13 protein-coding genes are annotated in these 12,878 nt (G+C 43.4%); 4 read left to right on the top strand and 9 right to left on the bottom strand.

The annotated features are described in order from the left end of the window. Positions 1 to 25: 25 nt before the first annotated feature. Positions 26 to 646 (bottom strand): CatA-like O-acetyltransferase, encoded by a 621-nt coding sequence (locus INP83_RS17945; RefSeq protein WP_146270365.1) that lies wholly within the window; start codon positions 644 to 646, stop codon positions 26 to 28. After that, entirely contained in the window at positions 646 to 1,329 is a 684-nt protein-coding gene (locus INP83_RS17950; RefSeq protein WP_219125345.1) for an HAD family hydrolase, read from the bottom strand. The genes INP83_RS17945 and INP83_RS17950 overlap by 1 nt, the downstream gene beginning before the upstream one ends. A 310-nt stretch (positions 1,330 to 1,639) precedes the next feature. Between INP83_RS17950 and lysS the strand changes: the two genes are divergently transcribed. Next, complete coding sequence (gene lysS, locus INP83_RS17955; RefSeq protein ID WP_219125346.1) at positions 1,640 to 3,361, top strand: lysine--tRNA ligase; 1,722 nt, start codon at positions 1,640 to 1,642, stop codon at positions 3,359 to 3,361. A 153-nt stretch (positions 3,362 to 3,514) separates the two neighbouring features. Beyond that, positions 3,515 to 4,171 (top strand): protein-L-isoaspartate(D-aspartate) O-methyltransferase, encoded by a 657-nt coding sequence (locus INP83_RS17960; RefSeq protein ID WP_146270371.1) that lies wholly within the window; start codon positions 3,515 to 3,517, stop codon positions 4,169 to 4,171. Positions 4,172 to 4,263: 92 nt separating this feature from the next. Here INP83_RS17960 and smpB read toward each other — a convergent pair whose 3' ends face one another. The 3 genes from smpB to INP83_RS17975 all read right to left on the bottom strand — a co-directional run bounded on the left by smpB (position 4,264) and on the right by INP83_RS17975 (position 7,438). Then, positions 4,264 to 4,713: an SsrA-binding protein SmpB gene (smpB, locus tag INP83_RS17965; protein WP_095704510.1), complete on the bottom strand. Its 450-nt coding sequence runs from the start codon at positions 4,711 to 4,713 to the stop codon at positions 4,264 to 4,266. Positions 4,714 to 4,904: 191 nt separating this feature from the next. Beyond that, positions 4,905 to 6,791 (bottom strand): Nramp family divalent metal transporter, encoded by a 1,887-nt coding sequence (locus INP83_RS17970; protein WP_219125347.1) that lies wholly within the window; start codon positions 6,789 to 6,791, stop codon positions 4,905 to 4,907. Continuing rightward, positions 6,788 to 7,438 carry a metal-dependent transcriptional regulator gene (locus INP83_RS17975; protein ID WP_219125348.1) on the bottom strand — a complete coding sequence of 217 codons (651 nt, stop codon included), beginning with the start codon at positions 7,436 to 7,438 and terminating at the stop codon, positions 6,788 to 6,790. Before INP83_RS17975 ends, INP83_RS17970 begins: the two co-directional genes overlap by 4 nt. Positions 7,439 to 7,568: 130 nt before the next feature. Between INP83_RS17975 and INP83_RS17980 the strand changes: the two genes are divergently transcribed. Continuing rightward, the gene (locus tag INP83_RS17980; RefSeq protein ID WP_146270380.1) at positions 7,569 to 8,039 is read left to right on the top strand and encodes an Lrp/AsnC family transcriptional regulator; all 471 of its coding nucleotides are present in this window, start codon (positions 7,569 to 7,571) and stop codon (positions 8,037 to 8,039) included. Between the two features lie 130 nt (positions 8,040 to 8,169). On the opposite strand, the gene ung is transcribed toward INP83_RS17980, so the two are convergent. Then, positions 8,170 to 8,850 (bottom strand): uracil-DNA glycosylase, encoded by a 681-nt coding sequence (ung, locus tag INP83_RS17985; protein WP_219125349.1) that lies wholly within the window; start codon positions 8,848 to 8,850, stop codon positions 8,170 to 8,172. Between the two features lie 74 nt (positions 8,851 to 8,924). Here ung and INP83_RS17990 point away from each other — a divergent pair, with 74 nt between their 5' ends. Next, positions 8,925 to 9,476: a DUF2892 domain-containing protein gene (locus tag INP83_RS17990; protein WP_219125350.1), complete on the top strand. Its 552-nt coding sequence runs from the start codon at positions 8,925 to 8,927 to the stop codon at positions 9,474 to 9,476. 14 nt (positions 9,477 to 9,490) lie between these two features. Here INP83_RS17990 and INP83_RS17995 read toward each other — a convergent pair whose 3' ends face one another. From INP83_RS17995 to INP83_RS18005, 3 genes are all read right to left on the bottom strand, one after another. Then, on the bottom strand, positions 9,491 to 9,748 hold the full coding sequence (locus tag INP83_RS17995; RefSeq protein WP_146270386.1) for a hypothetical protein: 258 nt from the start codon (positions 9,746 to 9,748) through the stop codon (positions 9,491 to 9,493). A gap of 166 nt (positions 9,749 to 9,914) precedes the next feature. Next, complete coding sequence (gene priA / locus INP83_RS18000; protein WP_219125351.1) at positions 9,915 to 12,404, bottom strand: primosomal protein N'; 2,490 nt, start codon at positions 12,402 to 12,404, stop codon at positions 9,915 to 9,917. A 5-nt stretch (positions 12,405 to 12,409) separates the two neighbouring features. After that, positions 12,410 to 12,796: a DUF423 domain-containing protein gene (locus tag INP83_RS18005; protein WP_219125352.1), complete on the bottom strand. Its 387-nt coding sequence runs from the start codon at positions 12,794 to 12,796 to the stop codon at positions 12,410 to 12,412. Between the last annotated feature and the right edge of the window lie 82 nt (positions 12,797 to 12,878).

Below are 12,878 nucleotides of genomic sequence, written 5' to 3' on the forward strand. Positions count from 1 at the left end.
TAGTGGGGCTTTCATATTATAAGCACTATGCGTTAAGCAACTCCTGAAATAACGCTACAAAATCTCCAACATGTTTACCATCAACTAAACCATGGTGCACAGTGACTGAAACAGGCATGGTTTTGATACCATCTTTTTCGGTCATTTTGCCGTAGGATACTTTGGGCATACTATCTTCAAACTGGAATCCGCGGGCATGGGTTAGTCCAGTGAAATTAAGCCATGGTATGGCCGAGATATGCATCACGTTAGTCACCGGGCGCAGCTCAATACCAGTGCCTGCAGCAACTCTTTCCATTTCTTTTTTAGCATGTTTGGCAAACTCGTTTAGGTCGGGATAATAATCTATGTATGAAAATCCGAAAGTATCATTCGGCCGGCCAACAGTTGCCGAAGCACCTATGATATCGTATAAATAAACATCTCCGTTTTCAACCCGGTACCGGAAATGCTTTAATTTGTTTGCCGCTGTTAATGTGCAGTGCAGGTAATACAAAAAGAAGGAAATACCCAGCTCTTTAGCCTTAGCATAAGCTTTCGTGCAATCAACATTTACCGTTGCGCCAAAAAACGATTCCTCAAAGCTGTTGAAGAATTTAAAATGGTCGGTACGCTCCCAGGTAGCAAAATCAATTTTCGTTTTCATTACAGGTAGTTCAATATTTCGGTGATACGCTCAACGCTGCGGAAACGTTCGTTATCGATGCTTTCTTCAATTTGCTCGTGTGCCCAAGTAATGTGGTAAGGCACATGCACACCGTGCCCGCCAATGTTGAGCACAGGCAAAATATCACTCTTTAACGAGTTGCCAATCATCAGGAATTCTTCCGGTTTGATATCAAGATGCTTCAATAATTTCAGGTAGTTGGCATCATCCTTTTCGCTCATGATCTCTATGTGGTGAAAATAGTCACCTAAACCAGAACGTTTTAATTTCCGCTCCTGATCCAGCAAATCGCCTTTAGTTGCAACAACAATGCGGTATTTATCTTTTACAGCCTGCAAAACCTGTTCAACACCATCCAATATTTCAATGGGTTGGTTCAGCATCTGCTTGCCCAAGTCGGTTATCTTCTCAATAATATCCGGACTAATAGTATTACCGCTTACTTTAAGGGCTGTCTCTATCATGGATAACACAAAGCCTTTTATCCCGTAGCCATAAAGGGCAAGGTTTTCTATTTCAATCTTAAATAATTCGCGTTCCAGTTCGTGCCGCGAGGCATACTCGCCCAATAGCTCACAAAACTTCTCTTCCGACGCTCGGAAATAAGGTTCATTTACCCAAAGCGTATCGTCAGCGTCAAAAGCAATTACTTTGATATTCATGAGGGCAAAGGTATCTATTTATGCTAAGGACGAGAATAGTTGATTGGATGTGATAGACTTTTTAAGAAGCCTCTCCCCAACCCCTCTCCGAGGGAGAGAGGCTTTTAGATATCATACTGTGTCATTGCGAGGAGCGCCAGCGACGCGGCAATGACACACGCTGTATGGTTACTTCTTTTAAAAATCTCCCCTTTTGGGCTATATTATTATAATCGGTGTTCATGAATGCTCCGCAATTTAGAGGGGTCCATATTCTCATATCTCACCAAAAAAACCTATTTTTGCACGCTTATTTAATACGTTTTCTACAATGAGTATTGCGCTATCCGAACAGGAAATTTTTCGCCGTAAATCGTTAAGTGATCTGCGCGAGTTGGGCATCAACCCGTACCCTGCCGAAGCTTACCCGGTAAACGCCTGGGCTAAGGAAATTACTGGAAATTTTGAAGCTGAACCAGAGAAGTATAAACAGGTAGTTGTTGCCGGCCGCATCATGACGCGCCGCATTATGGGTAGTGCATCTTTCTTTGAGTTACAAGATAGCACCGGCCGCATACAGGTCTACATTAAACGCGATGATATCTGTCCGGAAGAAGACAAAACGCTTTACAATACCGTATTTAAAAAGCTTTTAGATATTGGCGATTATGTGGGTATTAAAGGTTACGCCTTTGTTACTCAAACCGGCGAATTATCTATCCATACACAGGAACTAACCATCCTTTCAAAATCGCTAAAACCGCTACCGGTGGTGAAACGCGAGGATGACGGTACCGTCCATGATGGCTTTACCGATCCCGAACTACGTTACCGCCAGCGTTATGTAGACCTGACCGTAAATCCTGATTTTAAGCAGATCTTCATCAACCGTTCAAAGGTAATTACGGCAATGCGTAATTATTTTAACGCACAGGGATGGATGGAAGTAGAAACCCCTATCCTGCAATCTATACATGGTGGTGCGGCGGCGCGTCCGTTTACTACGCACCACAATACGCTGGATATGCCTTTATTCCTGCGTATTGCCAACGAGCTTTACCTGAAACGCTTGATAGTTGCTGGTTTTGATGGCGTGTACGAGTTTGGCAAGATGTTCCGTAACGAAGGTATGGACCGCACCCATAACCCGGAGTATACAGCCATGGAGATCTACGTAGCCTACAAAGACTACGTGTGGATGATGGCCATGGTTGAGGAATGTTTAGAAACCGTTGCCCGCGCCGTACACGGCGTACCTGTTGTACAGGTTGGCCAAAATGATATAAATTTTGCTGGTCCGTACGAGAAATTATCCATGTACGAGTCTATACAAAAATATACCGGTATTGATGTTTCAGCTATGGATGAGGCCGGCTTGCGCAAAACCTGCGGCGAGCTGGGCATTGAGGTTGATGACAGCATGGGTAAAGGCAAACTGGTTGATGAGATCTTCAGCGCTAAAGTTGAGGCTAACCTTATCCAGCCTACCTATATTACCGACTACCCTATCGAGATGACGCCGCTTGCCAAAAAGCACCGCAGCAAAGAAGGTTTGGTAGAGCGTTTCGAGTTATTTGTGAACGGTAAAGAGATAGGTAATGCCTACTCCGAGCTGAACGACCCGATTGATCAGCGCGAACGCTTTGAGGAGCAGTTAGTACTGGCCGGCCGTGGCGACGAAGAAGCAATGGCGATGGATGACGACTTCCTGCGTGCATTGGAATACGGTATGCCGCCTACATCGGGCCTTGGTATCGGTATAGACCGTTTGGTGATGCTGATGACCAACCAGAGCACTATACAGGAAGTACTGTTCTTCCCGCAGATGCGCCCTGAGAAAAAGGTAAAAGCACCAACTATTGAAGATTTTACTGCAATTGGCATCCCTGGAGAATGGGTACCCGTGCTAAATAAGATGGGCTTTAATAGTGTTGAAGAACTAAAAGCAGGCAACCCAAACAAGGTATTTAACGATCTTGGCGGTATGCGCAAAAAGCTGAAGCTTGAAATTGCCATGCCTGCTAAAGATGACGTGATGGCTTGGTTTGCATAAGCATCTCAATTCACAAAATATAAAAGGACGTTGTAGTGAGATAACGTCCTTTTTTTGTGTGAAAACAATCTGTCTTAAAATCAGCCGGTAAAACCTTAGTTGATAAGTTGACCCTTAATAACTGGTCAAATCGTAGTATTTTAGCAATGGATTATGGCGTACAAGTTTATTGATAATTACCGCGAGCAAGGAGCACGAAAACGACTGGTTGAGCTGTTACGAAAAAAAGGCATCGAAGACGAAAAAGTTTTAACCGCCATTGGTAAGGTGCCGCGCCATTATTTCTTCGACGAAACTTTTTGGAACCAGGCATACAAAGACATCGCCTTCCCCATAGGTGAAGGGCAAACCATTTCCCAACCCTACACGGTTGCTTACCAAACGGAACTACTACACATCAGCAAGGGCGATAAGGTGCTGGAAATAGGTACCGGCTGCGGTTACCAAACCTGCATTTTATTGGAACTTGGCGCAAAGGTTTTCACCATAGAGCGCCAGGAGAAGCTCTACGAACGCACCATCCAGGTATTACCGTACATGGGCTATAAACCAAAATTCTTTTTAGGTGATGGCTCAATAGGTATCGCATCAGATGCACCATACGATAAGATCATTGTTACCGCAGGCGCCCCAACAGTTCCGGAAATTCTATTGAAACAACTCAAAATTGGAGGTATCCTTGTAATCCCGGTAGGCGACGAAAAATCACAAAAAATGGTAACCATCCTAAAAACCAGCGACAATGATTACGAACGCCATGTGTTAGATACCTTCAGGTTTGTGCCGTTGGTGGGTGATAGGGCGTGGTAAATTCAGTTGGCAGTGTCGAGTTTGCGGTAGGCAGTCTCACTTACGAGACCGTTAATTTATTATACTGCAAACTGCCGACTAAAAACTGCAAACTACCTTTTCATCGCCCTATCCATCTCCAGCTTAGTATCGCGCTCTTTTAGGGTTTCGCGTTTGTCATATGTCTTTTTACCTTGGGCAAGGCCTATTTCCAGTTTGGCAAATCCACGTTCGCTGATGAATAAAGCCAAGGGGACAATGGTTAAGCCCTTTTCTTCGCCGCGGGTTTGAAGTTTTTTCAATTCTTTCTTGTGCAGTAGAAGCACACGGTCGCGCTTGGCCTCGTGGTTGTAGAATGATCCGTAAGAGTATTCAGAGATATGCAGGTTACGCACATAAAGCTGGCCATCAATAAATGTACAGAAAGCATCGTTAATGTTTGCCTTACCGTTACGGATAGATTTGATCTCGGTACCCAAAAGCTGGATGCCTGCCACATACTTATCCAGTATGCTGTACTCAAAGTAGGCTTTTTTATTTTTGATATATACGTTCTGCTCCATGCTTAACTTTCTGGGATTGCAAATATGCGATTATTTAAGGGAATCAAAATTAAAAGAGAGGCGGGAATCAGGATATCAAGAAACAGGACATTTTAAAGCCCTGCTTCCTAAATGCCTTCTTTCTCGATTCTTAACTTCTAATTCTCAACTTCACTTTTGACTTCTGACTCTTGACTTAAAAAGGTCTTTGTTTACTTCCGTTGCGGTTTAACTACCAGCACTGGCACATTTACCTTATGCCTTACAGCATCAACCGTTGTGCCAAATATCAGATCTTTTAAAACCTTGTGCCCGTGAGACCCCATCACCAGGAAATCTATCTGCATTTCTTTGGTGATCTGCGAGATTGCACCGGCCGCCCCACCGAAACCAATTTTTGCTTCAGCCTTATAACCCAGTTCGGTGAGTGTTTTCACATACTTGTCAAGGTTATCTACATCGCTTTGGGTCTCGCTGTCCATTACCTGTTTGCCATAATAGCGTGCACCTGCGGTTTCTACCACGTGGATAAGACTGTAATGCGCCCGTTTACCACCCTGCATTAAAGCATGGCGGATGGTGTCCTGGTCGTTCTTAGAAAAATCTATCGTAATACCTATCTGCTTGTAATGCACAGCCTCAAGGTTATCAAGCGTTGATGCCAAACCATGCGGCACTTTTATGGGCTCGTTGGCATGTTTGTATAGCAACGGCCTCAGGAAAACGTACAACATTAACAAGCCTATGCCAACAGCTATTGGGCTGATCACAAAATGAACCAGGTTTGCAGCACCAGGCCCTTCAGAAGCCCACGTATCAATCTCCTGTATCACCAAACGTACGTTAAGCCCAACAATAATTACGGCAAAGAACCAAGCCGCAATTTTCATGGGTACGCTGTTGGCAAACTCGCCCATACGCTTTTTGTCTGATGTAAAGTGTATCAGCGGTATCACCGCAAAGCCTAATTGCAAGCTTAACACTACCTGGCTTAATATCAGGAGCTTCCCTAAACCTTCATCACCTGCATGCAAAATGGTGAAGAAAGCCGGTATAATAGCCAGTAACCTGGTAAGCAAACGGCGCAGCCATGGCGCAATTCGCAGGTTAAGATGTCCCTCCATGATGATCTGTCCGGCCAAAGTGCCTGTCACCGTTGAGCTTTGCCCGGCAGCTATTAAAGCTATGGCAAACAGGGCAGGTGCCAATTTGCCGAAAATATTGGTGAGTAATTTATGCGCATCCTGTATCTCCGCAACTTCATGAAAACCGCGGTAATAAAAGGCAGCTGCAGCCAATATTAGGATCGCCGCATTGACAAAGAAAGCCAGGTTCAAGGCAATAGTAGTATCCCAAAAGTTATAAGTGATGGCTTTTTTTATACCATCCGCAGACCGGTCAATCTTGCGGGTTTGCACCAATGAAGAGTGCAGATACAAATTATGTGGCATCACCGTAGCACCAATGATACCAATGGCAATATACAGTGCCTGACTATTCAATTGCGTTGGGATAAAACCTTTGGCAACATCCATCATGTGAGGTTTTACAATAAACATCTGCGCCAAAAAAGCCACGCCTACGATAAATATCAGGGATATAATGAAACCCTCCAACTTACGCATACCCTTATTTAGCAGCAATAAAAGCAGCAATGTATCAAGTAAAGTGATAGATACTCCCCATATCAGCGGCAAACCGAATAGCAAGTTCAAACCTATTGCCATACCAATGATCTCTGCCAGATCGCAGGCTATAATGGCTATTTGTGCCATTACGTAAAGGCAAAAGTTTACGAAAGGCGGGTAGCTGTTTTTAGAAGCCTGCGCTAAGTCTAACCCGCGAACGATGCCCAACCTTACGCAAAGGTTTTGCAGTAGTAAGGCAATAAGATTAGATAGCAGCAATACCCATATCAACTTATATCCAAACTGACTACCGGCTGCCAGGTCAGTGGCCCAGTTGCCCGGGTCCATATAGCCCACGCTAACCAGGTAAGCCGGGCCGAGAAATGATAACACCTTACGCCAGCCGGTTTTATTTTCGGTAGTAACCGTGTTATGTACATTACCTAACGAATGCGAGTCGTGCTGCGTCATATTGCTATTAATATATTGTTGGCCACATCGCGGCTTATATGTAATTGTTTATTATCCATTTCCAGTATCACGGTGTTATCATAACCGATGATTTCCCTGATCATTACCCGTTTCCCTATTGTGAGCTTTTGCTGCTCCAGGTATTGTAAAAACGGAGTCGAGTGATCGCCCACGCCTGATATAACGCCTGAAGTATTGGCCTTAACAGCCGACACAGGCTTTAAAGCCGAAGCTTTTATATTACCATCACAATCCGGTATCGGGTCGCCGTGAGGGTCACGAGTAGGGCATCCCATAAAGGCGTCGAGGCGGTTTATTAATTCGGTTGATGAAATATGTTCCATCTCCTCGGCCATATCATGCACTTCATCCCACTTAAAATGGAGCTTCTCAACCAAAAAATACTCCCACAGCCTATGCCTTCTAACAATATTCAGGGCAATCTTTTCTCCTGTATCTGTTAAACTTACCCCCTGATAACGAGCATAATTTACCAGTGCTTTATCGGCCAGTTTGCGTACCATATCCGTAACAGATGATGCCTTGGTAGCCAATTCTGTTGCAATTTGATTGGTGCTTACATTGCCCTCAGCACACGATAACTTATAAATAGCTTTTAAATAATTCTCCTCGGCTAACGTATTCATTTAAGTAAATCTAATTATTTTTTTAGACTTGCCTAAAAATTACAATTGTCAAGTAGAATTGTTTTGTTGTGAGATATTTAAAAAAAATTATATTTTGTGAGATTGAGAATAGTATATATTTGCATTTACCATGGCGTCAGAATTAGATAAAATAGACCTACAGATACTCAAGATATTACAGGAAAACGGCCGCATCACCAACTTGCAGCTGTCTAATGAAATTGGGTTATCTCCGGCCCCTACCCTTGAGCGGGTGCGGAAACTGGAAAATGCACAGTTCATAAAAAGCTACCATGCGTTGGTGGATGAAGAAAAGCTGGGCCTTGGTATCAAAACTTTTATACAGATCTCACTGGATTTTCATCAGAAAAATACCATTCAAACTTTCTTAGATGAAATAAAAACCATTAAAGAAGTAACAGAATGCCACCACGTTACCGGCCAGTGTGATTTCCTGCTGAAGGTTTACGTGCGTGATATCAAATCATACGAACAATTGATCATGGAGAAGATCAGCCGGATATCGGTTGTTAAAACCTTCCAAACCATGATGATCATGAGCACCAGCAAAAAAGAACCGATTGTTCCATTGGAATACTAACAAGAGAGCCAAGACTTTTGGAATCAAGAGCCAAGACTCGCTTTAAATGGAAAAGCCCTTTTGTATAACTAAGGGCTTTTCCATTTTTTTTATTATCTTACTTCCTGACTCTTAGTGTCTTGCCTCTCTTCTATATCTGCCAATCTATCGGCTTTTTTCCTTGCTTCTCTAAAAAATCATTTGCTTTTGAAAACGGCTTTGAACGGAAGAACCCCCCATGGCTTACTGCTAATGGCGAAGGATGGGTTGATTTGATAATAAGATGATGATTATTGGGGTTTATCAAAGCTGCTTTTGATTGCGCGTATGCCCCCCATAGGATAAACACGAGGCCTTTCTTTTCGTCAGACAGCGTTTTGATAGCCGCATCCGTAAACTTTTCCCAGCCTTTTTTTTGGTGTGAGCCTGCAGTTGCCGCACGTACGGTTAAGGTTGCATTTAAAAGCAATACACCTTGTTGCGCCCATTTGGTGAGGTCGCCGGTGTTGGGTGTCACAAATCCCAGAATATCAGTAGATAGCTCCTTGTAAATATTCTTTAACGACGGCGGAACAGCCACACCCCTTTGTACCGAAAATGATAGGCCGTGTGCCTGGCCCGGCCCGTGATAAGGATCTTGTCCTAAGATCACCACCTTTACATCATCAAAGGGTGTAATATTAAAGGCATTAAAAATATCGGCATTGCGGGGGTAAATTGTATAGCCTGCGTCCTTCTCCTCCTTTAAAAAAGTTCTGAGCTGCTGCATGTATGGTTTATCAAATTCCGCACTTAAATGCTGCTTCCACGAAGGGTCTAATTCTCCTGCCATAAATATTAAATACTGATGTTTAATTAGCGTACAAATAACGATATTTGCCCACTGTTTTTATAGTAATACAAATTATGTCGAATATAGTTAGGTTAGTTATTGCCTGTGTTATAATGGGTGCCGGTGTAACGCTTTGTGCCTTTGGTTTTTGGGGCTGGGGAATAACCGTTTTTTTATTAGGTGGCATCACACTGCTTACCTTCTTCTTTAACGAAAACATGATATTAGCGCAGTTTTATCTGCGTAAAGAAAATACTATTAAAGCTGAACAATTCTTATACCGTATCAAAAACTACGAGAAAGAGTTGAATAAAAATCAGTGGGGTTATTACAATATGCTTATCGGCTTGATAGAATCGCGCACTGCGCCTTTAAAGGCCGAAAAATATTTTAAGAAAGCATTGCAGTTGGGTATGAGCATGTCGCACAACAACGCGTTAGCGAAACTTAGCCTGGCGGGTATCTCAATGGCTAAACGCAATAAGCGCGAGGCAGAAATGTATATCAAAGAGGCTGCTAAGGACGACAAGAACAAGTTACTTGCCGACCAGATAAAAATGATGAAGGGACAAATGGCGCAGATGGACAAACAACAGGTTGTTCGCAACTACCGCCCTAAGTTCTAAAGAAAAAGTAAAGACTATTTCTCGTCGAGCTTGCTGAAATAATCAGGCTCGGCAGAATTGTTCTGATTTGGCTCAATGTGCCTGTCAACCAAAGGTGCCGGTGCAAAAGAAAAGCTTTCAAAACTCTCCTCTTTAACCTCCTTTTCGGCTTTTACCGGTTCAGATACTTCAACCATTTTCAGCAGGCTGCGAATAAATGAAAGATCAAAACTTCTTCTGTTTAATTTGATCAGATATTCGTTTTCGTTTATTTCAAGAATAGAGTTTGTCATAACGATTTATCTATAGTGTGTCGATATAAAAATCAACAACGTACATTAAATGAAAGTTTTACACACTTTATCTTTTTGTTAAGAATTGTTGATTTTTTAGCGCGGTGGTTATCAGATCGTTGTTAAAAACTTTTTGCGGAAGCTAAAACATACTTTACCGGTCTTTTTAGTACGGATCAACATCCGCCTGTACAATGCTGCCTTTACTTAGTTTGGTGGTTTGAAACTGGGTTATAGTCTCCCTGATAATAGCTTTTGCCTTTAGAATAGAGATGCTATCGCGCTCAAATTTGAGCATGATAGATTTGATGTAATAATTCCTTATCCGGTTGATCAGAGGCGCTTCCGGACCGATCACTCTATCGCCAAAATGTTTACGTAGCTCCCCTGCCAGGTATTCGGCCTGGTTGTACAGCACTTCAGGGTCTTTATGCTTTACATCCAGGTTAATGATGCGGTAATATGGCGGGTACTTAAAGCTTTTACGCTCCTCCATTTCGGTGAAATACAGGTCGCTGTAATCATTAGCAATTACTTGCCGTATTACGCGGTGGTTTGGGTCATATGTTTGTATCACAACTTTACCCTGTTTATCGCGCCTGCCTGCGCGGCCGCTTACCTGGGCCAGCATCTGGTAACTGCGTTCGTTAGCACGATAATCAGGGTACTTAAGCAGGCTATCAGCATTGATGATGCCTATAACGGTTACATCTGCAAAATCTAAACCCTTGGCAACCATTTGGGTACCTATCAATACGTCAATCTTTTTTTCTTCGAGGCTGTTTAGGATATTCTGTAAGGAGTTTCTTGACCGTGTGGTATCCAGATCCATGCGGGCCAGCCGCACTTCGGGCATCAGCACCGATAGCTCATCCTCTACTTTCTCTGTTCCAAAGCCTTTGTATTCTAAATGCGTTGAGCCGCATGCCGGGCATACGGATGGCGAATCCTCCTTATAGCCGCAATAATGGCAATGCAGTTTATGTGTGTGCTTGTGGTAGGTTAAACTTACATCACAGTTTATACATTTTGGTGTGTAGGCGCATACCTTGCATATCAGCACCGGCGCATATCCCCTGCGGTTTTGGAACAGTATTACCTGCTCTTTGGCATCAAGCGCCTGGTAAATATCCTGCACCAATACGCTGCTAAAGTGCGACTGCATGGTTTTGCGCTTGGTTTCTTCTGTAATGCTTACTACCTGTATCAACGGTAACTGAACACCTCCGTATCTTTCGGAGAGTTCTACCAGACCGTACTTGCCGGTACGTGCGTTGTAGTAAGATTCAAAAGACGGCGTGGCCGAACCAAGCAATACCTTACTACCGAACATATTGCCAAGGTAAATGGCAGCATCTCGGGCGTTGTAACGCGGGGCAGGGTCAAACTGCTTGTATGAAGTTTCATGCTCCTCATCAACTATAATAAGTCCAAGATCATTAAACGGTAGAAAAACAGATGAACGGGCACCCAAAACCACCTTATACTCGCCGTTTAAAACCTTCTGCCAAACCTCTACCCTTTCATTATCATTAAAGCGGGAATGGTAAACGCCTATGGCGTTTCCGAAGTAGATACGCAGGCGTTCTATCACATGGGTTGTTAAAGCTATTTCGGGCAACAGGTATAACACCTGTTTACCTGCAGCCATAACACGCTCTATCTCCTTAATGTATATCTGCGTTTTGCCTGATGAGGTTACCCCGTGTAACAACACCACATCTTTTTCAGTGAAATGCTGCCTTATCTCATTTAATGCCGCTTGCTGAGCGTCGCTTAAAACGAAATTGGTTATTTCGTCCTCGTCTTCGTCATAGCCAAGCCGCGATACGTTTTTTTCCTCAACAAAGAACACTTCTTTTTCTACAAGCGATTTAATGCTCGATTCGCCGGCACCGCTTGCCTCAAGTAATTCAGTTTTTGAGACAACTTTTTGTTGCCGCGACAATTTGATATAAGCCAGCACCGCATCCGCCTGTTTAGGCGCCCTCTTCTCCAGGATAATAAATAATTCCTGCAGGTTGTCCTGGTTGTGATAAGCCGGGTTTAATGTTAAGTAAGCCCGTTTGCGGGGCTTGTAACGCTCGGCAACTTCCTCAGAGATATTGATAATGTTTTTCTCAAACAATGATTTTAAGATCGGCATCACCGTTTTTTGGCCCAGCAGTTTGGCTATGTCGCTTATTGTAAGTTCGGGTTGGATGTCAAGCGCCTCAGTGATCAAATACTCCTTATCATTAAGAGCGGCCTTATCATACTCGAAACCCTTGTTGAGCATTACCTTGGTTTCACTGGCGAGCTTAAGAGCTGTTGGCAGGGCGGCATTCATCACCTCGCCTTCGTTACACATATAATAGTCGGCGAGCCAGCGCCAGAATTGTAGTTGTCTGGTGGTAACAACCGGTTGCTCGTCTAAAATATCGAGTATGTATTTTGCTTCGTATTTCCCGGGCGCTGTTTCTGTTATCGCGCTCACTATTGCTGTATAAAGTTTGCTTTTACCAAACTGCACCACCACGCGTTTGCCTGTAGCAACGGCATCATTAAGCTCAAACGGCACGCGGTAAGTGTAATTAATGCTGATGGCTAAGGGCAATATCACTTCAACAAAAAGCGTTTTGCGGTTAGTTGCAGCACCTTCGGCAAACTCTAACATTATTTTTATTTATTGCGGAAAGCAGCTATTGCTAAAACTATCCATGCTATAATAAACAACAGGCCACCTAATGGCGTTACGGGGCCAAGGGCTATAAGGCCGGGCGCACGTAACAGATCTCGGCACGATAGCAAATAAAGCGAACCTGAAAAAAACAAAATACCCAGTGTAAACATATAATAGGCAACACTGATAAGTTTGTTCTTAAAACGCCCAAAGGTGGATAAAAACAATAGGGCAAACACATGGTAGAAATTGTACTGAACTGCTGTGTGCCAGGTATCTAACTGTTTAGCCGTAAGCACATCTTTTAAAGCGTGTGCGCCAAAAGCCCCGGCAATAACAGCTACGGCACCGAAAAACGAAGCCGTTACGATGATTTGTTTATTCATGCAGATAAAAAGGCTAAGTTAACCAAATGAAAGTATTACTTTATTGTGGTACAGTAAAATTCTAAATTGCAACCGTAACACC

The sequence above is a fragment of the Mucilaginibacter sp. 21P genome, assembly GCF_019331605.1.
GTDB lineage: Bacteria > Bacteroidota > Bacteroidia > Sphingobacteriales > Sphingobacteriaceae > Mucilaginibacter > Mucilaginibacter achroorhodeus.